The sequence below is a fragment of the Dyadobacter jejuensis genome, assembly GCF_003149085.1.
Taxonomy (GTDB): Bacteria; Bacteroidota; Bacteroidia; order Cytophagales; family Spirosomataceae; genus Dyadobacter; species Dyadobacter jejuensis.
In genome coordinates this window covers 546344-571273 of sequence record NZ_QGDT01000001.1, presented here as the reverse complement: position 1 = coordinate 571273, position 24930 = coordinate 546344, and the positions used below count along the sequence as shown (strand labels likewise).

The following is a 24930-nucleotide window of genomic DNA, read 5'->3' as shown; positions in this document are numbered from 1 at the left end:
TTAGGTTACCAGTACTCTTACCTTCTTGATGCGTCGTTTATCGGCCGATTGCACTTTAAAGGTGATGTTTCGGTGGGTAGCGATCTCGCCCGTTAAGGGTAGGCGCGAAAACAGCTCTAGTAAGAGACCAGCAAGGGATTCGTTATTACCCCGTACTTCATCGAAATAGTCGGGCTCCAGATTCAAGATTCTACATAGGTCACCAATATGTACCTTCCCTTCAAAGACGAAGGTATTACCATCCACTTGGGTGTAGTTGATGGCATCGTCGTCATCGTACTCGTCGTTAATATCCCCAAATATCTCCTCTATGATATCTTCGAGGGTGATCAGCCCGCTCGTTCCTCCATATTCATCCACCACGATGGCCATATGAACCCGACGATTTTGGAATTCCTTCATCAGGTCGTCGAGACGCTTACTTTCAGGAATAAAATAGACCGGACGCAATAGCTTTTGCCACTCGTAATACTCATCGTTATGAATATGGGGCAATAGGTCTTTGACGTTCAGGATTCCTTCCACATGGTCGAGGTCGTCGCGAAATACGGGTACCCGCGAGTAGCCCGATTTGTTGATACGGTCCATGAGTTCATGAAAATTAAGTTCTATGTCGAAAGCCGTTATATTCACCCTGGCTTGCATGGCCTTACGGGCATTGGTCTGGCGAAAATTAGCCAGTCCTCGCAACAAATCAGTCTCTTCTTCACTCTCCGATTTGGCCTCCAACCGGTCCATATTCACTTCAGAACCGGGCCGATCTAAAATTCCAAAAAAATGGCTCACCTCAAGGACTACCTTACTAAGGGGCTTCAGCAGTAGAAACAATACTTTAGAGATGCCCGCCGTTTCGGCGATAAATCCGATGGCATTTCGAGATACCACGTACCTAGATACCGTATCGACCCATAGCCACAGAACCATACAGGCTACAGCCACCCAAAAGATATAAGGCTCGTGGCGGTCATCAAAAAAATTCCAGGCAAAACGGGAAGCCAGTATGAGCCCTAATAAGGTGCAGGCTCTTTGAAGTACGGATAGGGTAAGCTGTTGTACTTCATTGGGAAGGAGTTCGGCTTCCTCATCCCTACGATCCCATGGATTTTCCATGGCCCCCGCAGTAGCATAAGCCGCCCTTAACCAGGAAAAAAACAAAGACAGGAATATTAAAACGAGTACCGTACCCAACTCATAAATAGCCACAATATTGACTGAGGGGACGAATCCTAGACTAAAAAACAGCGTGCTAGTGGCGTAGCTACGCCTTCGGGAAAGGGGGTCTTCAGTATCTGGGTCTTCTTTCACTAAGAAAATGAATACGTTAATAAATAGGCCAATCGGGCATCCCCTACATAGGGACTGATAAGTCTAACTTAAAGTACGCCAAAAAGTTTCATTTTATATGCATGCAGGATATAAAAATCTATAAAATTCCTAAAACATCCTGACCGCCCCTAAAAAAGCACAGGGCGATACGCTTCCAGCATGAACTTCGGTGGTTTTAACGACCAAGCGTCATGCTGGAAGCCCCATAATTCTTTTGAAAAGGAATTAGAATGGCAAATCGTCGTCGTCGTTCCCAGCGGCCATCGTCGGGGGTACGGCATCGGTAGGGCGGGGTGCCTGGGCTTGTCGCGGGGCGCCTCCTTCACTACTACCACCCGATGGGCCACCTAACAGGGTCATACTGTTGGCACGAATGGTGGTACCATAGCGCTGTTGCCCTTCTTTGTCGGTCCAGTTGTCGGTACGAATCCGCCCTTCAATATATACTTGATTACCTTTTTTCAAATATTTCTCGGCTACTTTAGCCAAGCCTTCCCATAGTTCGATCCTGTGCCACTCGGTATTTTCTACGCGCTCACCACTCTTGTTGGTGTAGCTCTCTGTGGTGGCAATATTAAATTTCGCCACGGCCGATCCACTCTCCAGATACCGCACCTCTGGGTCGGCTCCCAAGTTCCCTATCAATATTACCTTATTTACACTTCCTGCCATGATGATTGTCGATTAGTATGGAATAATAGCTATAGTATGCGTTTGTTCAGAGCCATAGACGCCCTTGCTTATCGTTAGTAAAATATACTGACGGCACGGCTGGCACTCTATTCACCCAGCTCGCTCCTTCTTTACTTACAAATTTAACCTTGTTTAAACGTATTCCAATGCAGCTGCCCAAATTTTCGGCTCCCGCGAATCAGCAAATTCTATTCCAGAAGCCCTTCTTCCTTTAATACCAGATCGATTAGTATCGGTTTGGGCAATTTTTCTATTTCCAGCAAAGGATATACCTTATACCCATTTGGCAGATCCGGAATCGCCCCCTCCCTAAAATCGACCCGCCAAAACTGAACATGTAATTTTTGATGCGTTAAAAGATGAACGAAAGATTTGGGGACTTCCGACACTACCCCCTGCCCAAGCAGATCCAACAATCCACTATCGGCCGAAAAAGAGTCGAGAACAGCCATAGGCTCGTCAGATTCTATTTCATAAAAATCGTACAAGCCCTCCCAAATACCTTTCCCTATACGTTCTTTCATCACCAAAGTTTCATGGTTGTGCAGTATAAAGTAGTTGAGGTAACGATTCCTAGCCTTGGCCTTTTTGGTTTTAACAGGCAGCCTCCCTTGCGCTTGGTGGGCGTAGGCATAGCAATGGTCACTAAAAACACAGTTGGCACAATCGGGAGCTACTGGCACGCATTGCAGGGCACCAAACTCAATCATCGCTTGATTGTAAGTGGCCGGATCCTCCCTAGAAATGAGCCCTTCGGCCAACCGTTGAAACTCTCTTTTACCTTCTGGCTTCAGTATATCGGCCGATATCCCGAAGATCCGTGCCAATACCCGATAAACATTTCCATCGATAGCGGGCACCACTTCGTCGAAAGCGAAGGAGGCCACCGCTGCGGCCGTATAAGCACCCAGTCCTTTAAACTGGAGCAGCTCCTTGGCCGAACGGGGAAATAACCCATCGAATTCTGCTACGATCCGCTGGGCAGTAGCATGCATATTACGTGCCCGAGAGTAATACCCCAACCCCTGCCAAAGCCGGAGCACATCCTGCTGCTCGGCCCTAGCCAAATCGAAGACGGTAGGGTACTCTCTGACGAATTTAAGGTAGTAGGGAGTCCCTTGGGCCACTCGGGTTTGCTGCAGGATTATTTCCGACAACCATATTTTATATGGATCCTTAGTACTTCGCCATAACAAGTCACGCGCATTTTGGCTATACCAACTATTTAATATTTTGTTAAAATACAGAATTTCAACCTTATCCAAACTTTCCAGTGCCATTCTGATAAACCCTGTTATATAACCAATTAGAAAAAAAATGAAAACGTCAACCTTTTAAATTACAGTAAAATTAGCGTACCTTTGTGTTCCCAAAAAAATGGAGGAACAAAAAAATACAAGAAATAATATCCACTTAAAGTAAACTATCAAAGTGACTAAGGCAGACGTAATCGCACAAATATCTGAGAAAACAGGCGTAGAGAAGGGCGATGTTCAACAAACGTTAGAATCGTTTTTCACCGTTGTTAAAGATTCGCTTTCGGAAGGTGAAAATCTTTATGTAAGAGGGTTTGGAAGTTTTATCAATAAAAAGCGTGCCCGTAAAGTTGCACGTAACATATCGAAAGGCACTTCCATGATCATCGATGAACACTTTGTTCCTAGTTTCAAACCTGCCAAAGTTTTTGTTGAGCAAGTTAAAGAAAGCGCAAAAATTAAAGAAGTTGTTGAGAAATAATCTCTTCCCTAATCTTTAAAAAAAACCATGAAAAAATCCATTATCCTTTCTTGTTTCCTTGCAGTGGCTCTTGCGGGTACATTGTACAGTTTACCTAAAGTGGTAGTAAACAACAAGTCTGGCGAAATGGAAACGGAAGAATCTGTCGCTGTGGAGGAAACTCCTGCAACGGAACAGTCCTCCGACAGCCATGCTGGAGCCACTTTATCCCCTGATCAGCAAGCAGTTGTCGATAAGTTGAGAAGTGGCTTCATCTTGGCTTCAGAAAAAGAGAAGGCCAGCGCTGGCATCAAGCTTTCGGACCAGTTCCGAAGCTTACAGAAGTTTGACAGTTCGGCTTATTATGCGGAGCAAGTCAGCCTGCTAGCCCCCACCATTGAGAATTATATGCGTACGGGTGATCGCTACTACGACGCATACGGATTTGCCGTTGACGATCAAAAAGCAAAAAACCTAGGTCAAAAGACAAGGGAATATTACCAGAAAGCCTTAGATTTGAATCCTGGTTTGTTAACGGCGAAAGCCAATATGGCCATGACTTACGTAAATACACCTAACCCTATGCAAGGGATTTTGATGTTACGTGAGGTTTTGGACAACGACCCAACCAACGAATTAGCCCTGTTTAATCTGGGAATTTTGTCGATGCGGTCGAATCAATATACCAAGGCTACCGATCGTTTTCGTCAGATATTGACGAATAACCCATCGAATACCAAAGCAAAGTTCTATCTTGGACTTTCATTGGTGGAGCTGGGTAAAAACGACGAGGCACGTAAAGTGCTAGCCGAAGTAAAAAAAGAGGAGAAGGACCCCATTATCCAACAGGCAGTAGCCGAGCTAGAGGGGCGCCTGAACCAGTAGAAGCGTAAGAAAACAATTTAATTATTATAAACGATATCAATATGCCTTGCGGAAAGAAAAGGAAGAGACATAAGATCTCCACTCACAAAAGAAAAAAACGTCTAAGAAAAAACAGACATAAGAAGAAATAATATATCTATGGTCGGACTTGGCATTCCCTGCTCCGACCATAGATTTTATTTTCCCCCATTCAGTTTTTATTCCGGCTCATCATGATGCTTGGATGCTAAGTTTAACTTTATACGGCCATTAGGTTGGTTTTACATTGAGTAACGAATTACTTATAAATTCTACTCAAAAGGGAGAACGTATTGCCCTTTTGCAGGATAAACGTCTATTAGAATACCACGTCGAAGTACCAGACCAGAACTTTACTGTAGGAGATATATACCTAGGTACCGTTCGAAAGCTAGTATCGGGCCTCAATGCGGCCTTTGTAGACGTAGGTTTCGAGAAAGACGCATTTCTGCATTATTTGGATCTAGGTCCCAATATTAATTCGCTCAACAAACTCACCAAGGACACTATTGCTAAACGTGGGCAGTCGACAGGCAAGCTGAATAACTTCAAAATGGAGCCCGAAATTGAGAAACTGGGCAAAATAGACAAGGTGCTTTCTAGAAACCAGCCTATTTTGGTCCAGATTGTCAAGGAACCCATCTCCACAAAAGGTCCCCGCCTATCCTGCGATATTTCTATTGCAGGCCGTTACATCGTCTTAGTTCCATTTTCCAACTCGGTCAATCTCTCCAAAAAGATTACCGACAAGCAGGAGCGGCAGCGCCTTCAAAAGCTACTATCGTCCATCAAGCCTGCTAACTTTGGGGTCATTATTCGTACCGTTGCTCAGGGAACGCACGTAGACGACCTCAACAAAGACCTTCAGGACTGTCTGGAAAAATGGGAAAATGGCATCAAAAACCTTCGGGATGCCAAGCCAAGAGACCGAATTATCGGAGAGATGAACCGAGCCTCGTCCATCATACGCGATATGCTCAACGAATCTTTCGATAGCATCACCGTCGACTCTAAGGACGTTTATGACGATATCAAAGCCTATATTCATAACATAGCACCCGACAAGGAAAACATCCTTAGGCTGCATAATGGTAAGAATAAAATCTTTGAACAATTCGGACTCGAAAAGCAGATCAAATCTCTTTTTGGTCGGTCGGTAAGTCTTCCTAATGGAGGCTATCTGATCATAGAGCACACGGAAGCGCTCCATGTGATAGACGTCAACAGTGGGAACAAATCGAACTCGGAAGAGGATCAAGAAGCGACCGCGCTGAGTGTCAACATTGAGGCAGCCAAGGAAGTGGCCCGCCAGCTTCGGCTTCGGGATATGGGTGGTATCATCGTGATCGATTTTATCGACATGAAGAAGGCAGAAAACAAAAGGATTCTGTTCGATACCATGCGCACCGAAATGAAAGGGGAGCGCTCTAAATACACCGTTCTTCCCCTGTCCAAATTTGGACTCATGCAGATTACCCGCCAGAGGGTAAGGCCCGAGATGAACATCGTTACTCGGGAGGTATGCCCTACTTGTGGCGGCTCAGGTAACATTCAAGCCAGTATCCTGGTTTCCGACATTATAGCCAATAATGTCGATTACATGCTCACCAAGCAAAACGAGAAGGGGATCATGATCGCCCTACATCCATTCTTATACGCCTATTTCACAAAAGGCCTTATATCGGAACAGGTGAAATGGTTCTTCAAATACAAAACTTGGGTGAGGCTTATGAAAGACTCGTCGTTTGGAGTAGTCGATTTCAAATTCCATAATCAATATGGAGAAGAAATAGAAATCATCCCTGGCAGCTAAGTCAGGCGTTGCGGACCCGATAGCCTGGGTTCCCCATACCTTATTCTCCTTGCCAATTGGGCTTACGTTTTTCACGAAAGGCCAATACTCCCTCTTTTGCATCTTTGGATAGCAATATGGCCTGTAACTTTTCCTGCAGGTACCCGTGCCGCTCATCCGTTGCTACATCTTTAAAGGCGGCGAAGGCCTTCATACCCTCCATAATAGCTAAAGGAGCGTTTCCAGCAATTAGTTCGGCCAGTTCTTGGACGCGTACAGAAAGGGTCTCTTGTGGCTCCAGCTGCGTCACTAGGCCCATATTAAGGGCTTCCATGGCCGAATAAGACCTGCCGGTAATAGCCATCTCCAATATCTTACGATCGGCCACTAAACCACTCAGTGACGCCATAACCTGCATAGGCCATATCCCCCGCTTCACTTCGGGTAAGCTAAACTTCGCCTCCGGAATCGTGTACACAAACGTACAGCCACAAATAAGTAAAAAGCCACCAGCCAAAACGGCCCCTTCGACTTGGGCAATAGCCGGCTTGAAAAGCTGAGCGAAGGCATCGCCCAGCTTAACGGGCTCATTGGGGCGGGGTAGCGTAGGATTCGGCGTATCTACCGACGCATCGTGGAAGGCGTTCAGATCGGCTCCAGCACAGAATACCGGCCCCCGAGCCGATAGTACTACACAACGGATATGGGAGCTATAATGGGCATAGGCCAGAGCAAACACGATTTCCTCGGCCATGGTGGGCGTAAAGGCATTCCGCTTTTCTGGCCTATTCAGGATGATCTTAAAGACGGATTCATGCTCCTCCGTTTCTATAAAAACGAAGGATACGTTGTCGAAGCGAGCGATATCATTTTCACTGTAGAAACGCATAAATCTTATATTTAACGGTTATCGATCGATTATCATTACGATCCTACCACACTTTCCACCATCGCGATATACTGCTGTATTCCTTCGGGAATCTCGTGCAGATATATAAACTCATCGGCACTATGCGAACGTCCCGAATGGCCCGGTCCCATCTTTAAAGAAGGGCAGTCGAGCAAGGCCTGATCCGACGTGGTGGGCGACCCATAGGTATTACGTCCCATGGCTACTCCTGCCTGCACAATAGGGTGTTCCATGGGTATGCTGGAAGGCCGAAGCCGAATAGACCTAGGCGAAATTTCGGAACCAATATGTGCCTCTATCACCTCAATAATCTCTTCCAAAGTGTATTGGTCGGTGGCACGCACGTCGATGGTAAAGCTACACTGATCGGGCACTACATTATGCTGCGTGCCTGCCTGAATGATGGTTACCGACATTTTGACCGGACCGAGGGTGGGTGAAACTTTGGGAAACTGATAGCTCGAAATCCACTGTATATCTTTTAGAGCCTTATAGATGGCGTTATCACCCTCGTCGCGTGCGGCATGGCCTGAGCGCCCCTTGGCCGTACAATCCAGCACCAGCAGGCCCTTCTCGGCCACCGCCAGGTGCATCTCCGTAGGCTCTCCTACTATGGCGAAGGCTATTTCGGGAAGTTCAGGTACTACCAGCTCCAAGCCTTCCTTGCCCGATATCTCCTCCTCAGCCGTGGCAGCCAATATGATGTTATAGGTAAGATCGTCCCGTTCATAGAAATGACAAAAGGTAGCGATCAGCGAAACCAGGCAGCCACCGGCATCGTTACTGCCAAGGCCATAAAGTTTGTCCTCGATGACCTGTGCCTGGAAAGGATCCAAGGTCCAGGACTTATTCGGCTTTACGGTATCGTGGTGCGAATTGAGCAATAAGGTAGGTTTGGACGGGTCAAAATGTTTGTTCAATGCCCAAATATTATTCAGTTTTCGCTGAAATGGAATATTCTGACCATCGAAAAAAGCCTGTAGTATGGCTGCCGTTTCGGACTCCTCCTTACTAAAAGAAGGAGTTTCTATCAAGGACTTCAGCAAGCTTATGGCCCGATCGGACAAGGATTGCAGCTGTTCCAAAGGAATAATTTTCATAAGATAATCACGCTAAAAGCTTATATAAACTGGAAACTAACGAACCTGACCATTACCTCTTACCACCCATTTTTCGGTTACAAGTTTTTCCAAGGCAAAAGGCCCTCTGGCATGTAGCTTCTGGGTAGAGATCCCGATTTCGGCTCCCAAGGCAAACACCCCCCCATCGGTAAAGCGGGTGGAGGCATTCGCATACACGGCGGCGGCATCCACCTCGTTGAGGAAACGTTCCAATGCCGCATGGTCCTTGGTAACTATGGCTTCCGAATGACGTGAAGAATGCGCCCGAATATGATCTAAGGCCTCATCCAGGTTATCTACTACTTTTATGGAGCATTTATAATCGAGAAATTCCCTGCCAAAGTCGGAATCCGCTGCCTTCTGTAATAGGGGATAGCCCACTGTTTGTAATATCTGATAGGAAGTCGGATCGGCAAACACCTCTACGTTATACCTGTTAAACTCGGAAGTTAACCGAGGCAACAGCGCGGAAGCAACGGACCTGTCGACAACCAGTGTATCCAAGGCATTGCAAACGGAAGGACGCGATACCTTGGCATTCACCACAATCTGTGCCGCCATATCCAGATCAGCCGTCTGTTCTACGTAAGTATGGCAGACGCCTGCACCCGTTTCGATGGTAGGAACTAAGGAGTTTTGACGTACAAACTTAATGAGCCCTTCGGATCCTCTAGGAATGATGATGTCCACATATTGGACTGCGTTGAGCAGCTCGGCAACGAACTCCCGGCCTGTAGGCAACAGTTGCACGGCCGCTGCCGGAATTCCGAAAGTCGCCAATACTCCATGAATAAGCCCTACCAGGCAGGTATTGGAGTAATGCGCCTCCTTGCCTCCTTTTAATACACAAGCATTCGCTGAGCGCAGGCAAAGGGCGGCAACATCGACAGTGACGTTGGGTCGCGATTCATATATTACCCCAACGACTCCTAATGGAACGGCAATTTTTTGGAGTTGCAACCCCTGCTCTATCGTTTTCTCCAATAGTACCTCCCCCGTCGGATCGGGCAGGGCGGCAACCGTAACAAGGCTTTGGGCCATGGCTTGAATCCGCTGCTCGTTGAGCAAGAGCCTATCCTTTTTAGGATCCTCGTCGGACATCACGTCGAGGTCTTTCTTATTTTCAACTACAATCAGTGGGGCATTCGCCACCAAGGTTTCCGAAAGTGCTAGGAGCAATTCGGATCGTTGTTGGTCGGTTAACCGCCTAACCGCCACGGCCGCCTGATGGGTTTCTTGCAATAAGGGTATGATCGTTTCCATTATAATAATACTATATCGTTGGCATGTGCCACTTCAAAATTATTTGCTTTGATATTTTCCTGAATAGCCTGTGAGGTCGCTCTGGCCCTTGCCACGGCTATCATTTCTTGTTGGGAGGAATAAATTTCTATGAGCTCACCGGCTTCAAATGAACCCATCACTTCCAATACCCCCACGGCCAGAAGGCTTTTGCGTTTGAGCAGAGCTTTTCCCGCTCCATCGTCTACCTTCAGGTAGCCCGACACCAGCCCTCCACTGCCCAACCACCGGTTACGAGCCGAAAGGGTGCTTTTACCTGGAATAAACACCGTGCCCACCTCCCCTTTCAAAGCCCTTAACAACTCGTCGGGTTGGTTCATCCCAAATATCACCACCCTGATGCCCATTCTAGTGGCTAACTTGGCGAAGGTAAGCTTGGAAGCCATTCCGCCTAGTCCTAAGAAGGATTTCTCCGTCCGGACCAGTTTAAATACCTCGTTGACATCGGTAACCTGGGGAACGATACTCCCGTCGGCATCCAGCAAGCCGCCCACGGAGGTGCAGTACATGAGCGTCTCCGCACCGAACCCTACGGCCAGCAGGGTAGCCAACTCGTCGTTATCCGAAAACTTCAACTCCCTATCGCTGATCACGTCATTTTCGTTCACAATGGGGATGATATTACTACGCCATAATTCCTCGAAGGTCTGTTTCAGCTGTAAAAACTTATTGCGATGTGCGAAATGTTGTCTTTCACATAGACTTTGAGCGATATGGATTTTGAAGGGCGCAAAAAACGTGGCATAGAGCCCAACCAACAGAGGGTTCCCTACCGAAGCAGCGGCCTTCCGCTGGATCATCGTTCCCTTATAGCGCCTTATTTGGGACTTTCCTGCCCCTACTGCACCAGAAGATACCAAGATAATCCGGTAGTGGAGGTGCAAGCCCGACACTTGGCGGGCAATTTCGGATATGACACGACTGTCGGGCTCTCCAGAAGGTAGAGTGATCGATGCCGTTCCGAATTTTATGACTAGTATTGGTTTTGACACGTTCAGTTGCTATTGACAGGTCTTGAGCCTTCCTAGCAAGTAAATGCCAAGACCTATTTTGGTAAATTTATTCTCGGTCCTGCAAAAGTACCCTTTTAGAATGAAACAGCCGCCAGAAATACGGGTCTGAATTCATTTCTAGGCATGACCCTCCGTAAGTATGCCTTGCGGATCGAAACGGCGAGGCTCCTGTAGGGCATCGTGCAGCAGGCTCAGATAGGTAGCTCGGGGTATCTCAATGGCTCCATACCGTTTTACGTTTTCATTCATAAACTGAGTGTCCAACAAGGCGAAGTCGTTAGCCTTTAGTATGGCTATCAAATAATGAAAAGCCACCTTAGAGGCATTACTTATCTGAGTGAACATAGATTCTCCAAAAAAAGCGCCATGAATACATACTCCGTACAACCCTCCTACCAGTTGGCCATCTTTCCATGCCTCCACACTATGGGCATAGCCCAATTCGTGCAGCTGGGTATAGACCTCTATGATATGCTCAGATATCCAGGTCCCATCTTCTTCGTCGTCGTTATGCTGTCGGGGCAAAGCACAGCCCCTCATGACCGCCTCAAAAGCGGTGTTGATCCTAATATCGAATACCCTTTTGTTAAGAATGGGTCGTAAGGACCGGGAAGGTTTATATTGCTCAATAGGTATGATGGCTCGAGGGTCAGGAGCATACCAATGGATGGTGCCATCGGCATCGGCCATAGGAAATATGCCATTCACATAGCCATTTAAAAGATCCTCTACATCAAAAAAAGTTTGCTCATTTTCCATACATCGGGTTACCATTCTTCCATAAATACGTCTTATCTTCCGGGAAATGGTCAATTCGGTTTATCTGCAATTTTCTTATAAAATCTGAACCAGAAAAATAATTGATCTGTTCCTTTGTAGTAAATAATATTTGTGCAAAATTTGCAACTTCTTACACGACAACAAGTCAATGAATAACAACGGCATACTTACTGTTTTTCATACTACACCATTCCGATTTAGGTCCTGCCGGACCGCATGATATTATTTTGCCTACGTGGCAAATGTTCTCCCCCCAAAGCATTACAATTTCATTACCAACGTCCCATCGTTTCCGTTCTGGGGTTATTTAATTTTGTTCCGATTCTTATCAGAATAATCATTCATGAAAAATACCGAAGTAGTTCAAAAGTATATCGTTCAAACTGCCAGTGAAGACCATCTTTCCTACGCCGAGGTGATATGCGCCGAAATGGAAGAAAGTGCCAAAAAACGGGGCACTGGCATCGCCAAACGCTCCCCTGTTTATATCATGGAGAAGATGGTGGAAGGTAAGGCTATTATTGCCACGACCATAGAGGGCGAATGGGTAGGATTTTGTTATATCGAAACCTGGGAACACGGCAAGTTCGTAGCCAACTCTGGACTGATCGTACACCCCAACTTTCGTAATAGTGGCATGGCCAAGGCTATCAAAGAAAAGGCTTTCGATTTGTCGCGTAGAAAATACCCCAATGCCAAAATCATAGGGATTACCACCAGCCTACCCGTGATGAAGATCAACTCGGACTTAGGTTATGAACCCGTAACTTTCAGCGAACTGCCCGCCGACGAATCTTTTTGGAAAGGCTGCGCTAGCTGCGTGAACTATGACGTGTTGACGCGTACCGGCAAAAAACATTGCCTATGCACCGGAATGATGTACAACCCTGATGATCATAAAAAAAATACCGTGGTAAAAGAAAGCAATTCCTGGGATTTCATAAAAGAGTCGGGCTTGTATGAGCGTTGGATGCGCATCAAGCAAAGGATTCTGTTGCGTAGGGAAGAACGCGCAAAAAAGAAAAATGCCGGGGCCATACTCGTACATTAAGTACTTGTCTGTAAAAAAATCAGATTTAAATATCTTGGAATACCTTGCCCGGCCGCCATTATAAGCCTGTTGCGAGGTATTTTTTCGTTACTTTGTACTTTAGAATTAAAACTTTAAACCTCATATATATACCCATAATGTCAAAGCCAAAAGTAGTTCTAGCGTTTAGTGGAGGATTAGATACCTCGTTTTGTGTTAAGTACCTTGCCGAAGATAGAGGCTATGAAATATACTCAGTCCTTGTCGATACAGGAGGCTTTTCGGCGGACGAACTACAGACTATTGAAGCCAACGCATATGCACTCGGTGTAAAAAAACATGCTACCATCGTCAAGACTCAGTCTTACTACGACGACTGCATCAAATACCTTATATTCGGAAACGTATTAAAGAACAATACCTATCCGCTCTCGGTAAGTGCCGAGCGGATGTTCCAGGCCGTAGCGGTAGCAGAATATGCTAAGGAAATTGGCGCAAATGCCATTGCCCACGGAAGTACTGGAGCCGGTAACGACCAAGTGCGCTTCGACATGGCCTTCCGGATCATCATCCCCGAAGCCGAAATTATCACCCCCATCCGTGACCTGAAGCTATCCAGAGAGGCAGAGATAGAATACCTTACCAAAAAAGGGGTCGGTCGCGAGTGGACCAAAGCCGCCTATAGCATCAATAAAGGCCTTTGGGGAACCTCTGTAGGTGGGAAAGAGACCCTCACCTCAAGCCAATACCTTCCCGAGGAGGCTTGGCCTACTCAGGTCACCAAATCGACGCCGGAGACCATCAGCCTAGAATTCGTAGAAGGAGAACTTAAGGCACTCAATGGTAAAGCATATGACACCCCCGTGGAGGTGATTCAGGCACTGACGGCCATTGCCCAGCCTTTTGGAATTGGACGCGACATCCATGTGGGCGACACCATCATTGGGATTAAAGGACGGGTAGGTTTTGAAGCCGCCGCACCACTTATTATCATTAAGGCGCATCATACCCTCGAAAAACACGTCCTTTCCGAGCAGCAGCTCTACTGGAAAGAACAACTCGCCAATTCGTACGGTACCATGCTGCACAAGGGACAGTTTGTGGAGCCGGTAATGCGCAACATCGAGACCTTCCTAACCGACACCCAGGCGCATGTGAGTGGTACCGTTCATGTACATCTGGCCCCTTACCGTTTCCATATCGAAGGCATCGAGTCGCCCTATGACCTGATGTCGGCCAAGTTTGGTAGCTATGGAGAGATGAACAACGCCTGGACAGGCGACGACGTAAGAGGCTTTTCAAAGGTAGCTTCTAACCAGTCGATGATCTACCAACAAGTGACTGAATCGGCAGAGTAAGCCTTCATTACAGCAAAAAAGCAAACTGGAGCAAAATCCCAGCTCTTGCATCCTATCATCACCGGAGACGCCTCAGGCAGCGTGTTATCCCCTGCCTGAGGCGTCTCCAAAGGAAAAATTGAATATGAGTACCAAAATAAATATTGGCATTATAGGGGCAGCGGGCTATACCGGCGGTGAGTTACTAAGAATATTGATCCATCACCCCCAGGTGACCATCGCCTTCGCCCATAGCAAAAGCCAGGCAGGGAAACCCGTATATGCTACCCATACGGATTTACTAGGAGACACGGACTTGATTTTTTCTGGTGAAAACCTAGAAGAATTACTCAGCCAAAAGTTGCTTCAGGCCATTTTCCTATGCTCGGGTCATGGAGAATCTAAGAAGTTTCTGGATCAATATCAGGTTCCTGAGTCGATCAAGATCATCGACCTCAGCACCGATTTTCGTGACGAATCCTTCGGCTTCACCTATGGCTCTCCCGAGCTACAACGTGACGCCATTCAGCAAAGTAGTAAAATTGCCAATCCGGGTTGCTTCGCCACCAGTATCGAGCTGGCCATCCTCCCCTTGGCCCATCACCACCGCTTAGCTGGAGACGTACATGTGAGTGCCATTACGGGCAGTACGGGTGCCGGACAAGCACTAAGCCCCACCACGCACTTCTCATGGCGCAATAATAACATGTCTATTTATAAGGCATTTACCCACCAACACCTTAAGGAGATCAGGATGGTGTGGACCAGCGCACAGCCCAGCTTCGACAAGGGCATCCATTTTGTACCCTATCGAGGCGACTTTACCAGGGGCATTATGGCCAATGTTTACACCAGTTTCTCGGGAACCTTAGAGGAGGCGTACAATTTGTACCAGCAATACTACGCTACGCATCCTTTTACTCATGTGAGTGAAACTCCGATCGACCTCAAGCAGGTGGTCAATACCAACAAGTGTCTACTGCATCTCGAACTGCACGATGGACAATTGCTCATTACCAGCATCATCGACAACCTTACCAAAGGAGCATCGGGACAGGCTGTTCAAAATATGAACCTTATGTTTGGTTTAGCGGAGGATGCAGGCTTACGTCTAAAAGCCCCCTCTTTTTAACCATCCTTTAAACTCGGCAATATTATGTCACACTTATTTGAAGTATATCCCCTGTACGATATTGAGCCTGTAAAGGCTCACGGAAGCTACCTATGGGATAAAAATGGCGTAGAATACCTCGACCTTTATGGCGGGCACGCCGTAATATCGGTAGGCCATTGCCATCCCGACTATGTAGCTCGGCTCACCCAACAACTCTCTGCCATTAGTTTTTATTCTAATTCGGTACAAATACCCCTCCAAGAGGAGCTGGCCCAAAAGCTTGGGAAGCTATCGGGATACCCCGACTACAAGCTTTTCCTATGCAATTCGGGAGCAGAGGCCAATGAAAATGCCCTGAAGCTCGCCTCCTTTCATACGGGCCGAACCAAAGTGGTATCTTTTACCAAATCCTTTCATGGACGTACCGCTGGAGCCGTTGCCGTAACCGACAACCCCTCCATTGTGGCGCCAGTCAACTACAAAGAACATGTCCATTTTCTACCCTTCAACGACGTAGAAGCGCTAGAGACAGGCATTACTGACGAGGTAGCGGCCGTAATTGTAGAAGGTATCCAAGGAGTGGGCGGCATACAGGTATGTACCACGGAGTTTCTACAGGCCCTCCGTCGCCGATGTGATGAAACGGGCGCCGTACTCATCCTCGACAGCGTACAGTGTGGCTATGGCCGTACCGGAAAATTCTTCTCCCACCAGTTTAGCGGTATCGCTCCCGATATGATGACCATGGCCAAAGGAATGGGCAATGGTTTCCCCATAGCTGGCGTGCTGATTTCGCCTAAATTCAAAGCGAGCTTCGGCTTACTGGGAACCACTTTTGGAGGGAATCACCTAGCTTGTTCGGCAGGTATTGCAGTTTTGGACATTATAAAAAATGAAGGTCTGATAGAAAATGCCGCAAAAATGGGAGACTATCTCTTCGAAGGAATACGCAAATTGGGCGGATATAAGGACCTCAGAGGTCGGGGACTTATGATCGGTATAGAGTTCGAATTTCCCGTCAAAGAATTCAGAAACAAACTTTTGTTCGAGCATAAAATATTTACCGGAGTAGCTGGAGCCCATACGTTACGGCTCCTCCCTTCTTTGGCCCTAAGCCAAAAAGAGGCCGACCTATTTTTAGCCGCCTATGCCGATTGCCTGAAGGCATTTCACCAACCGGCTCTAAAAGAGGCTTAACATCGATTGGCCTCTTAGGAATCTCCTGATACTCCTCCTAAGAGGCCAATTAAAAATCGAGGACTTGGGCAACTGTATAGGACCAAAAATTGTACTATATACATCCCAAAGCCAAAAACCTATAAAAAGACCTTAACCGTCGTAAAATACGATACCTAATAAATGAAACATTTTTTATCCTTCCAAGACGTTCCAGACCTGAGTCAGCTGATCACTAGTGGCATTGTTGCCAAAAGAAATCCATTTGGCGATCAGGAAATGGGAAAAAACAAGACCATCGGTCTGTTATTTTTCAATTCGAGCCTACGTACCAGGATAAGCACCCAGAAAGCGGCGCAAAACCTTGGCCTTAACGTCATCGTGATGAACGTAGGGCAAGACGGCTGGGGCCTGGAGATGGAAGAGGGGGTAATCATGAATGGCGACAAAGCCGAGCATGTCAAAGAAGCCGCCGCCGTTATTGGTAGCTATTGCGACATCATCGGGATCCGTTCGTTTGCCTCCCTGTCGGACCGGGAGAAGGATTATCAGGAAATTGTTTTTCAACAGTTCAAAAAATATGCTGGTGTACCCATAATTAACTTGGAATCGGCCACACGCCACCCATTACAATCCTTGGCCGACTGCATCACCATCGAAGAATTCAAGCTCAAGGAAAGACCCAAAGTGGTGCTTACCTGGCTTCCTCATTTCAAACCTCTACCCCAGGCGGTGGCCAATTCGTTCTGCGAATGGATGAACCATGCCGAGGTTGAACTGGTCGTCACCCATCCGAAAGGGTATGACCTTTCGCCCGATTTTGTGGGTAAGGGCCAGGTGATCTATGACCAGGATAAAGCCCTAGAAGGTGCCGACTTCGTTTACGGAAAAAATTGGTCGTCCTACGAGCACTATGGGCAGGTGCTGAGCAGCGACCCAAGCTGGATGATCACCAACGACAAGATGAGCCTCACCGATAATGGTAAGTTTATGCATTGCCTGCCCCTGCGTCGCAACATGAAAGTGGCCGACGAGGTGCTCGACGGCCCACACTCCTTGGTCATCGAACAAGCCGCCAACAGGGAATGGGCTGCTCAGGCTGCCTTAAGAGAGATTCTCCTTGGAATGAAATAACGGGTTTCTTCATTCGCTCCAACCCAACCATGTACCAATTTGGGCATAAAAAATGTCCTCTATTATGAAATTATGATGCTCGATTCTCAAGAAACTTCAGAACTAAAAAATATCCCCTCCATTCGTAAAACGGGTGTATTGATCGTTAACCTGGGTACACCCGACAGTCCTTCGGTACCCGACGTACGGAAGTACCTACGCGAATTCCTGATGGACGAGCGTGTGATAGACATTCCTTATCTGAACAGATGGCTGTTGATTAACCTGATCATTGCCCCTTTCAGAGCGCCCAAGTCGGCAAAAGTATACAAGGAACTCTGGTTACCTGAAGGATCACCCCTCAAAATCTATGGCTATTCGGTAGAAGAAAAGCTTCAAAAGGCCTTAGGCGAACGCTTTGTAGTTAAACTAGCCATGCGTTACCAAAGTCCGAGTATAGAATCGGCGCTTACGGAGCTACGGAAGGAATGTTTTACCGATATCATTGTAATCCCATTTTTCCCCCAATATGCATCTGCCTCTACGGGATCGGTATATAAATTGGTGATGGAGACCATCAAAGACTGGGAGGTACTCCCTGAGCTACGCTTCGTGAACCGCTTCTTGGACCACCCCAAGTTTATTGAGGGCTTCGTAAACCTCGGCAAAAAATACATGGCCCAAAGGAAGTACGACCATGTGGTATTTAGCTACCATGGCCTACCAGAGCGGCAAATTACCAAGGGCGACGTTACCAATGAGCAGTGCCAGTTTGGAAGCTGCTGCGACGTGCTCAACCATCGCAACCAGCATTGCTATAGGGCGCAGTGTTTCGAGACCACCCGTTTGTTGGCAAAAGGACTCGGGTTAAAAGAAGGCGAGTATACCACCTGCTTTCAGTCGCGACTGGGCAAGACCCCATGGATCAAGCCCTACACCGACGAGATTATCCCTCAATTAACTGCCAAAGGTGTCAAGAGTGTTCTGGCCTTCTCCCCATCGTTTGTAGCCGACTGCCTAGAAACTACCATAGAGGTAGGTGACGAGTACAAGGAGCTTTTCGAAGAAAATGGAGGCGAGCATTGGCAACTGGTAGAAAGCCTAAACGATAGCGATATCTGGATAGAAACCCTGGTAGACTTGGTAGAAAATGCGTAAAATAACGCAGCCTTATACTTCAACACACTAAAAATCGATTTAATCATGAAGATAGCCATCATTTCGACCTCGCCCCGCCAAGGGAGCAACTCCTTAAAAGTAGCCAAATATATGGCCAAGAGCCTGGCTAATACCGAGCATCGGATACGGGTAGCCAACTTTGAGGAGATCGACATCCCCATGGTAGGAAGGTCGAGCTTGAAGGCCAGCGCGCTTACCCAATTTCAATCGAACCTCATAGATATATGGAAGGAAGCCGAGTTAGTGATCTTTGTAATTCCTGAATATAACTGGATCACCAGCGGAGAGCTGATCAATGCCCTGCATCAGTTGGGGCAAAAAGACTTCTCCTATCTATTCGATAACAAGGTTTTCGCCCTAGCAGGTGTATCCCGAGGCCGTGGTGGAAGGAGGCCTTGTACGGAAATAGGCACGGTGCTGGGAAAATTGATCAGCTTTCTGAATCAGCATTCGGTAATCTCCCCTCTAATTTTGGAATCGCACGAGACGCACAACCAACTCGCCGACGATGGGACCAGTTTGGGCAACGCCTTTTACGAAAAATCGGCCCAGAAGTTTTTAGACTATTCATTGACCATTGCCAATAGATGGCACAGAAGCGAATAAAAGTCCCACATCTCAATTTCGAACTAGGGTTTGAAAGAAGCTTCATGACCATCCAGGTCATCAACTAAAACAGTGGTGGGATCTCCCTATACAAAGGCCAGAGCCCATTTCGCAGAGCGAAAATAGGTGGCCTGGTTCACCAGCGAAATGCCTTTAGGCGATGATCCTTTCTTTTTTGTGACTTACCTCGACTCATTCACGAGCTCACCGACAGGTGTGGACCTTCTCACGTCGTTCTTATAGTATTTCCTGCGAAGCACCAACCGATCCCCATGCACCGGCACCAAAGTCGGCCAACTCTTCGATAGCAAAGCCGAGAAACATATATGAGATAATAATGCAATGGAATCGGAGTAATCATCATCTTAAAAAAATACTCCCTTTACCTTCGGCTTAAGATTTGGATTTTATTGGGTTAATTGCAAAAGAACGCATCCTCTTTAGGTTATTAAGAATCAGAAATGCAGAAACACCATTCCTCATCAAGGATAACATATATCCCTTGTTGAGGATTTTTATATATGGATACTAGCCAACACCAAGCCAGTCATTCCACGACTACCATCCTCCCTCTTTTCGCATTATTTACCAATCATACCGTCCATTTGCTTATTGCCATTTATTTTGTATTCATTCAATATGGTGATTATAAACGCACTAAGTCTTGAACAAAAACAATTGCCCCCCGTCGGTTAAAAGTTATGGCCGCTTGCCGAATGACCTTTCTGTAAATTATGGACTATTGCAATATTATATTGAAAATATCAGGAACAACAAATTAATATTGTACAAATATCTATTTTTCTGATCTTTTATATTGCTAATAATCACATATTCGGTATATTTGAAATACAAACATCAAGAAAGGATATAGTTACGCCGCACCACGCTGTATCCGAGATTGTTTCTCTAGGCCACCGAAAGTGGTCCATGGGAACCTATTGCATAAGCAAGATTAACCAAAATCCATAAAATTTAACTTTTCCAGAAACACGAAAAATTAAGCTGCCTAGGCGGCTCCAAGAATTCTTTTTTCTGGTCCATAGGGCCTCTCGTAAAACAATAGCTCTTTGACAGATAATGACCAATTATCTGAACGGAGAAGCTTTGTGTTCAAACCATAAAATATTGGTGCTTACTTGGAATTTTTAGTATCCAAGTAGTAGCCAAAACAAATATCAAAATACCCATTCAGCTATCACCCTGAAATCTTAAGAAAAATAACCACTAAACAAAATTTAAATGGAAGACAAAGGTCTAAACAGACGACAATTACTTAAATATGGTGTTCAAGGAGCTGCCGCAACGGCCCTTGGGAGTCTATTACCATCCGGAACCATTAAAGCGCAGACCCAAAATCGTTCGAATGCCAAAAGTGGAAAACTAGTTGTCATTGGAGCGGGAGCCTTTGGAGGCTGGACCGCCCTGCATTTGTTACGTAAAGGGTATGACGTTACCCTCGTCGACCAGTTCGGCCCTGGGAATAACCAAGCCAGCTCGGGAGGAGAGACGCGCCTCATCAGAGCCCTATATGGGGAAAAGCAGCATTATTTCGATATGGTGCTAAGATCCCTAGAGCTTTGGAAAGAAAACGAGGCCAAAATGGGCAAGAAAATACTCTATCAAAATGGATTGATGGCCCTTTATAAGAATGGTAACGATCCGGGTTTAAAGGCCTCTTTACCCATGTATAAAAAGGCAGGAATTGACGTGGAAATGCTCACACCCAGTGAAGCGGGTAAGCGATGGACAGGCGTAAAAACGGACGATTTGGAAGAGGTGTTCTTCGACCCTACCGCCGGCTTCTTAAAAGCCCGTCAGGGTTGTGAGGCCGTCCGCGATTTATTTGTCAAAGAAGGGGGGAAATTCGTCCAGCAGCAAGTAAAGAAAGAAAACATTAAAGGCGGAAAAGCCACTTCTATCCTATTGGCGGACAATACCACCATAGAGGCCGACGGTTTCGTATTTGCCTGTGGGCCTTGGTTGGTCAGGCTATTCCCTGAACTCACCAAAAAACTCATCGTCACCCGACAAGCTGCATTCTTTATAGCCTCTCCAGCCGGTGCTTCCGACTTGATGGAGAATACCCTACCAACCTGGTTTAACCGCGACAAGGAATTTGGGGCTTACGGAATGCCTGGATGCGAATATCGAGGCTTTAAAGTGGCTTGGGATATCCGAAACGACATTATTACCGACAAGTTCGATACTTACCAACGTTATGTAACTCTAGACGAGATGGACCATGCCAAGAAAATAGTGGCATCTCGATTCCCCAAGCTAACCGGAAGACCCATCCTCGAGCAGCGGGTATGCCAATATACCGAAACCCCCGACCGGGAATTTATCCTCGACAAGCATCCCGGAGTAGACAACCTCTGGGTAATGGGTGGAGGCTCAGGACACGGGTATAAGCATGGTGCTTCTTTTGGGGAAATGGCAGCAAACACCGTCAACGGTGACCTTGCCGTTAATCCGATCTTCGCCTTGGGCAGGCTCCTTTAATGAGGTCCTAAGATCGTTTTAAACGTCGCTCTAACGAAGTATTAAAAGGAGCTATTGGTCGGTATCGATACAGCATAAGACTCCTTTTTTTAAACCAATAATCTTTGATTAATTAACTTATCCAAACCTATATATTATGCGCAAAATTTTACACCTAGTTGTATGGGTCTGTATTTTTTCGACGTTGGCCAAGGCCCAAACGCGGGAGATCAGTGGGACCATTACGGCCAATGACGATGGCCTAGGCCTAGCAGGGGCATCTGTGATCTATAAGGGTACCAACATCGGTACCAATGCCGACGCTGACGGAAAATTCAGCTTCGTGATACCGACTGAAGGGACTACCGAAGGAACCTTGGTGGTTTCATATGTCGGATTCCTAATTCAAGAGATTCCAGTAGGCAACAAGTCCAAATTTGACATACGCCTCATTGCCGACACTCGGCAACTGGCTGAGGTGGTAGTAACCGCCTTTGGTATAGAAAGGGAAAGGAAAGCCTTAGGATATACCGTTCAGGAGGTCAAAGGAAGTAGCTTGACCGAATCTCGCTCAACGAACGTAACCAACGCCCTATCCGGTAAAATCGCCGGTGTAAGGATACAGTCAAACGGTGGTCCCGGAAGTGGCTCCACGGTACAAATACGTGGGGCCGGCTCCATCTCGGGCAATAACCAGCCCCTGATCGTAATCGATGGGGTCCCTATGCAACAAAGTACCTCTTCGGCCGCCGAGAATCGATTTGGTGGAGGGATGTCGGAAGTCAATCCCGACAATATCAAGGATGTATCGGTACTAAAAGGACCTAACGCTGCGGCCCTGTACGGATCTAGAGCGGCCAATGGGGTGATCCTGATCACTACCAAAACGGGACAAGGAACGAAAGGGATCGGCGTGTCGGTCAACTCCAACGTTACCTTTGAAAGGCCTTGGATCAAACCTAATTTCCAAAACACCTATGGTGGAGGAGATGGATACAGAACCTGGTACTCCGATGGATGGAGCTCTGGCTTTTCGGATCCCTTACAAGTAGAGCAGTACAGAGCCGCCTATGGTCCCAATGCCCCTCTGACGGGTACCCAAGGAACCGACGAAAGCTGGGGAGCTCCCATGGATGGTCGGCTGGTAAGAGACTGGCAAACTGGTGAAGGGGTGTATGCACTCGTCCCAGAACCAGACAACTGGGAACAATTTTGGGATACTGGACGCACCATTTCTAACAGTGTAGCCCTATCGGGTGGAAACGATAACGGGTACTTCCGCCTAGGCCTCGGCCATACCAACCAAAAAGGCATTGCCCATAATAACGACTACCACCGTTACAACTTTAAAATCAACTCAGGTTATAACCTTACCAGTAAACTGAGTGTAGCCCTATCGGCCGAATACATTAAGTCGGGTGCCGACAACCGCGGCTACACTTCGGGTTCGGAGTTTATTTGGGCCCACCGCCAGCTAAACTGGGATCAGTTAAGAAACTACGAAGACTATGCCGACATTCACATCCAAAAAGAAGGAGACACGGAGCCCCCAAACTGGCAGCATAAATATTTTACTAACCCATTCTATATCCAAGACCATCTGCCCAATGCTAATGAGAAGGATCGCCTCTTAGGGAATTTATCCTTTAACTATCAAATATTGCCTTCGCTTAGCCTGATGTTACGATCAGGAACCGATGTATGGTCTGACACCCGGATCAACGTGGCCAATTTCGAAAGGACCCGTAATGGCAACACGACCCCTGGAAAGTACAGCGAAGAGGTGTTAAGAAACCAAGAGACCAACAGCGACTTTATCTTGACCTTCAACAAGGACATCAGCTCCGACTTCTCTCTTAACCTACAAGGTGGTGGAGTACAGCGCACCAACTACTCCAAGCGTAACTACTTCTATGTTAACGAACTGGTAGTAGACGGGGTGTACAACGCCGCCAATTCCGTGGCGAGCTCAAACACGATAGAGAGTGAGATCACCAAATCGAAGGTTCAAAGTCTGTTTGCTGCCTCCCAACTAGGATGGAAGAATATGCTCTTTTTGGATCTGACGGCCCGCAATGACTGGTCGAGCACCCTGCCGAGCAACAACCGCTCGTTCTTCTACCCTTCTGCCTCCGTAAGTGCGGTAGTAACCGACCTACTGAACATACAGAGCAGTGTGTTAAGCTTTGGTAAGTTAAGAGCCAGCCTCGCCCAAGTGGGTAACGACGCAACGCCCTATGCCTTGCAACAAACTTTCACCGCCAGCGGATCCTGGAACGGCCAGCTTACCAAGTTCGCTGAAGCCGTTAAGATCCCCAACTCAGGGCTGAAGCCGGAAATCACCACCGGTTTGGAATTAGGTGCAGATATCCGTTTGTTTAAAGGTAAAATCGGATTAGACTTCACCTATTACGAACAAAAAACCAGGGATCAGATTTTGGCTGTAGAGATCTCTAAGTCGAGTGGATACGACTCTCGCGTACTTAATGCCGGGGCTGTATCGAATAAAGGGATTGAAATCATGGTCAATGCCAACCCCATCAAGCTCAGCAATGGCTTCTCTTGGGATGTCAGCCTGAACTTTGCCAAAAACAAAAACAAGGTACTTTCTTTGGCAGAAGGATTGACTACCTACACCATCACCACCCAAAGAGGGATGACCTCTGAAGCACGGGTCAATGAGGCCTATGGTACTTTCTATGGAAAAGGATGGGAACGCTCCCCCGAAGGAGAGATTGTTTACAAGGATGGGCTACCTCAATTGGCCAGCGGAACCATTAATTTAGGAAATATCCAACCTAAGTGGACGGGAGGACTTACCAACGTATTCACCTACAAAGGCATCACCTTATCGTCATTGATAGACGTGAGAATGGGCGGAGTAATCTTCGACGAAGGAACCGCTACCGGCCGTTGGACGGGCCAGTATGCCGAGACTGGCGTGGGTAGAGAAGAAGGGGTGATAGGCGACGGGGTACAACTAGGCCCCGATGGAAACTATATCCCCAACGACGTCATCATCCCGGCCAAGGAGTTCTATGGTTATAACAACCCAAGAACCAACCACGAAGCGGCTATTTTTGACGCTAGCTATGTAAAACTGAGAGAACTCTCTTTAGGGTACAGCTTGCCGATGTTTTTGCTCAAGAAAACATTTTTTGAGTCGGCCAAATTGTCCCTAGTAGGAAGAAACGTATGGATGATATTCAAGAATACGCCACATGTGGACCCTGAGTTCGATTCGAAAGGTGGAAACGCCCAAGGCTTCGGGTATGGACAGCTTCCTAGCTCCAGAAGTATCGGAGTGAACCTCAGTTTTTCTTTCTAATAGGCTA

The 24930-nt window shown here is 47.0% G+C and carries 20 protein-coding genes; 12 read left to right on the top strand and 8 right to left on the bottom strand.

Annotation, left to right across the window (positions count from 1 at the left end; genetic code table 11):
* The 3 genes from CLV98_RS02430 to mutY form a co-directional block, all read right to left on the bottom strand.
* Complete coding sequence (locus CLV98_RS02430; protein ID WP_109672469.1) at window positions 1–1305, bottom strand: transporter associated domain-containing protein; 1305 nt, start codon at window positions 1303–1305, stop codon at window positions 1–3.
* A 246-nt stretch (window positions 1306–1551) separates the two neighbouring features.
* Complete coding sequence (locus CLV98_RS02425) at window positions 1552–1998, bottom strand: single-stranded DNA-binding protein (RefSeq protein ID WP_109672467.1); 447 nt, start codon at window positions 1996–1998, stop codon at window positions 1552–1554.
* A gap of 209 nt (window positions 1999–2207) precedes the next feature.
* On the bottom strand, window positions 2208–3299 hold the full coding sequence (gene mutY / locus CLV98_RS02420) for an A/G-specific adenine glycosylase (protein WP_109672466.1): 1092 nt from the start codon (window positions 3297–3299) through the stop codon (window positions 2208–2210).
* A gap of 151 nt (window positions 3300–3450) precedes the next feature.
* Between mutY and CLV98_RS02415 the strand changes: the two genes are divergently transcribed.
* From CLV98_RS02415 to CLV98_RS02405, 3 genes are all read left to right on the top strand, one after another.
* Window positions 3451–3756, top strand: a complete 306-nt coding sequence (locus tag CLV98_RS02415) for an HU family DNA-binding protein (protein ID WP_109672464.1) — start codon at window positions 3451–3453, stop codon at window positions 3754–3756.
* 27 nt (window positions 3757–3783) lie between these two features.
* The gene (locus CLV98_RS02410) at window positions 3784–4620 is read left to right on the top strand and encodes a tetratricopeptide repeat protein (protein ID WP_109672463.1); all 837 of its coding nucleotides are present in this window, start codon (window positions 3784–3786) and stop codon (window positions 4618–4620) included.
* A gap of 265 nt (window positions 4621–4885) precedes the next feature.
* Complete coding sequence (locus tag CLV98_RS02405) at window positions 4886–6451, top strand: Rne/Rng family ribonuclease (protein WP_109672460.1); 1566 nt, start codon at window positions 4886–4888, stop codon at window positions 6449–6451.
* Between the two features lie 40 nt (window positions 6452–6491).
* Here CLV98_RS02405 and CLV98_RS02400 read toward each other — a convergent pair whose 3' ends face one another.
* The 5 genes from CLV98_RS02400 to aat form a co-directional block, all read right to left on the bottom strand.
* Complete coding sequence (locus CLV98_RS02400) at window positions 6492–7319, bottom strand: enoyl-CoA hydratase/isomerase family protein (protein WP_109672458.1); 828 nt, start codon at window positions 7317–7319, stop codon at window positions 6492–6494.
* Window positions 7320–7354: 35 nt separating this feature from the next.
* The gene (locus CLV98_RS02395) at window positions 7355–8440 is read right to left on the bottom strand and encodes a M20 family metallo-hydrolase (protein WP_109672456.1); all 1086 of its coding nucleotides are present in this window, start codon (window positions 8438–8440) and stop codon (window positions 7355–7357) included.
* A gap of 36 nt (window positions 8441–8476) precedes the next feature.
* Window positions 8477–9724 carry a glutamate-5-semialdehyde dehydrogenase gene (locus CLV98_RS02390; protein WP_109672455.1) on the bottom strand — a complete coding sequence of 416 codons (1248 nt, stop codon included), beginning with the start codon at window positions 9722–9724 and terminating at the stop codon, window positions 8477–8479.
* Entirely contained in the window at window positions 9724–10755 is a 1032-nt protein-coding gene (gene proB / locus CLV98_RS02385) for a glutamate 5-kinase (protein ID WP_109672453.1), read from the bottom strand. The genes CLV98_RS02390 and proB overlap by 1 nt, the downstream gene beginning before the upstream one ends.
* Before the next feature lie 138 nt (window positions 10756–10893).
* Complete coding sequence (aat, locus tag CLV98_RS02380; protein ID WP_109673038.1) at window positions 10894–11535, bottom strand: leucyl/phenylalanyl-tRNA--protein transferase; 642 nt, start codon at window positions 11533–11535, stop codon at window positions 10894–10896.
* 364 nt (window positions 11536–11899) lie between these two features.
* On the opposite strand from aat, the gene CLV98_RS02375 reads away from it, so the two are divergent.
* From CLV98_RS02375 to CLV98_RS02335, 9 genes are all read left to right on the top strand, one after another.
* Complete coding sequence (locus CLV98_RS02375) at window positions 11900–12607, top strand: GNAT family N-acetyltransferase (protein ID WP_109672452.1); 708 nt, start codon at window positions 11900–11902, stop codon at window positions 12605–12607.
* Between the two features lie 137 nt (window positions 12608–12744).
* On the top strand, window positions 12745–13944 hold the full coding sequence (argG, locus tag CLV98_RS02370; protein ID WP_109672450.1) for an argininosuccinate synthase: 1200 nt from the start codon (window positions 12745–12747) through the stop codon (window positions 13942–13944).
* A 124-nt stretch (window positions 13945–14068) separates the two neighbouring features.
* Window positions 14069–15055, top strand: a complete 987-nt coding sequence (gene argC / locus CLV98_RS02365; RefSeq protein ID WP_109672449.1) for an N-acetyl-gamma-glutamyl-phosphate reductase — start codon at window positions 14069–14071, stop codon at window positions 15053–15055.
* A gap of 24 nt (window positions 15056–15079) precedes the next feature.
* Window positions 15080–16234: an aspartate aminotransferase family protein gene (locus tag CLV98_RS02360; protein WP_109672447.1), complete on the top strand. Its 1155-nt coding sequence runs from the start codon at window positions 15080–15082 to the stop codon at window positions 16232–16234.
* Between the two features lie 162 nt (window positions 16235–16396).
* Complete coding sequence (locus CLV98_RS02355) at window positions 16397–17347, top strand: N-acetylornithine carbamoyltransferase (protein WP_109672445.1); 951 nt, start codon at window positions 16397–16399, stop codon at window positions 17345–17347.
* Between the two features lie 75 nt (window positions 17348–17422).
* On the top strand, window positions 17423–18484 hold the full coding sequence (gene hemH, locus CLV98_RS02350) for a ferrochelatase (RefSeq protein ID WP_109673037.1): 1062 nt from the start codon (window positions 17423–17425) through the stop codon (window positions 18482–18484).
* A gap of 45 nt (window positions 18485–18529) precedes the next feature.
* A complete protein-coding gene (locus CLV98_RS02345; RefSeq protein WP_109672444.1) occupies window positions 18530–19111 on the top strand; it encodes an NADPH-dependent FMN reductase in 582 nt (193 codons plus the stop codon).
* Between the two features lie 1242 nt (window positions 19112–20353).
* Window positions 20354–21616, top strand: coding sequence for an NAD(P)/FAD-dependent oxidoreductase (locus CLV98_RS02340; protein ID WP_109672442.1), 1263 nt, complete (start codon window positions 20354–20356; stop codon window positions 21614–21616).
* 136 nt (window positions 21617–21752) lie between these two features.
* Window positions 21753–24923 carry a SusC/RagA family TonB-linked outer membrane protein gene (locus tag CLV98_RS02335; protein WP_109672440.1) on the top strand — a complete coding sequence of 1057 codons (3171 nt, stop codon included), beginning with the start codon at window positions 21753–21755 and terminating at the stop codon, window positions 24921–24923.
* The last annotated feature ends 7 nt before the right edge of the window (window positions 24924–24930 follow it).